The sequence below is a fragment of the Streptomyces sp. SPB074 genome, from assembly GCF_000154905.1.
GTDB lineage: Bacteria > Actinomycetota > Actinomycetes > Streptomycetales > Streptomycetaceae > Streptomyces.
The window spans coordinates 2,884,741-2,886,218 of record NZ_GG770539.1; the positions used below are offsets into that span (position 1 = coordinate 2,884,741).

At 71.4% G+C, this 1,478-nt stretch carries 1 protein-coding gene and 1 pseudogene; both read right to left on the reverse strand.

All coding sequences use genetic code 11. The annotated features are described in order from the left end of the window. Positions 1-165 (reverse strand): annotated as a pseudogene (locus SSBG_RS11800) (ABC transporter permease); the annotation flags it as partial. Between the two features lie 15 nt (positions 166-180). Then, the gene (locus SSBG_RS11805) at positions 181-1,371 is read right to left on the reverse strand and encodes a sensor histidine kinase (protein WP_037869531.1); all 1,191 of its coding nucleotides are present in this window, start codon (positions 1,369-1,371) and stop codon (positions 181-183) included. Between the last annotated feature and the right edge of the window lie 107 nt (positions 1,372-1,478).

The following is a 1,478-nucleotide window of genomic DNA, read 5'->3' on the forward strand; positions in this document are numbered from 1 at the left end:
CGAGCCGAAGACGGCCACGTAGACGGCCTGGAGGCCCAGATTCTTCACGACGTCGTCCCACAGCAGCGGGTCGCGGACGAGGTCGGCGAAGGCGAGCCAGTGGTGCGAGAAGAAGTACGGCTGGAGCGCGGAGAGTTGCGGGATCACGTCGAGGATCTGGAGGGAGCCCCCCGGGACGGGTTAAATGGTTTTCAGGGGGAGTAGGGCGCTGATGCGGAAGCCTCCTCCTGGGCGGGGGCCGGCGTCGAGGGTGCCGCCGACCATGCCGACGCGTTCGCGCATTCCGATGAGGCCGTGACCGGCTCCGTCGGCGCCGCGGTCGGTGGCGAGGGTGGCGGGGGCGCCGCGTCCGTCGTCCTCGATGAGGAGGCCGAGTCCGTCGTCGAAGTAGACGAGGCGGACGCTGGCGCCGGCGTCGGCGCCGCCGTGTTTGCGGGTGTTGGTGAGGGCTTCCTGCACGATGCGGTACGCGGTCAGCTCGACGCCGCGCGGGAGCTGCCGTACCGCGCCCTCGATACGGAAGTCGACGGGCAGCCCGGCGCCCCTGACCTGCTCGATCAGCTCGTTCATCTGGTCGACGTCGGGCTGCGGCACGTACTCGCCCGCTTCGCGGGGCTCGCCCGTGCGCAGGACGCCGAGCAGGCGGCGCATCTCGGCGAGGGCCTGCCTGCCGGTGGCGGAGATGGTCTCCAGGGCGTTACGGGCCTGGTCGGGTGAGCCGTCGAGCACGTAGGCGGCGCCGTCGGCCTGGACGACCATGACGGAGACGTTGTGAGCGACGACGTCGTGGAGTTCGCGGGCGATGCGGGCGCGTTCGGCCGCGACGGCGACCTTGGCCTCGGCCTCGCGTTCGCGTTCGAGGCGGGCGGCGCGTTCTTCGAGGTGGGCGAAGTAGGCCCGGCGGGTGCGCACGGAATCGCCCATGACCCAGGCGAGGACGAAGGGCACCATCAGGATGCCGGTGAAGAAGACGTCCTCGGAGGTGCCGGCGGTGGGGGTGGGCCAGCGCAGTCCCGCGACGGGCGCGGCGAGGAAGGCGCCGACGAGGGCGAGTCGTGAGGACCAGCGCGCGCCCTGGGAGGCGGCGGTGTAGACCGCGACGAGGAGCGCGAAATCACCGACGTAGGGCTCCACGTCGAGGACGAGCTGGGCGATGCCGAGGCCGACGGCGAGCAGCAGGACGTGTTCGGGGCTGCGGCGGCGCAGTCCGACGACGCAGCCGAGGCCGACGAGGAGGGTGACGGACAGGGGGATGTTGCGCTGCCCGTGCTGTCCCGCGAAGGTGAGCAGCGTCACCGTGACGAGGAGCACGGCCCAGCACCCGTCGACCCACGAGGGGTGTCTGCGGATGAAGTCGTAGAGACGCTGCACGTTGCCCAGCGTAGGAACGGGGACGGGGGAGACGGGTCAGCCGAAGGACCGATCCGGGAGCGATCACCGTACTCCCCAAGGTGGAGAAGCCCCCCTCCGCCCCGGTC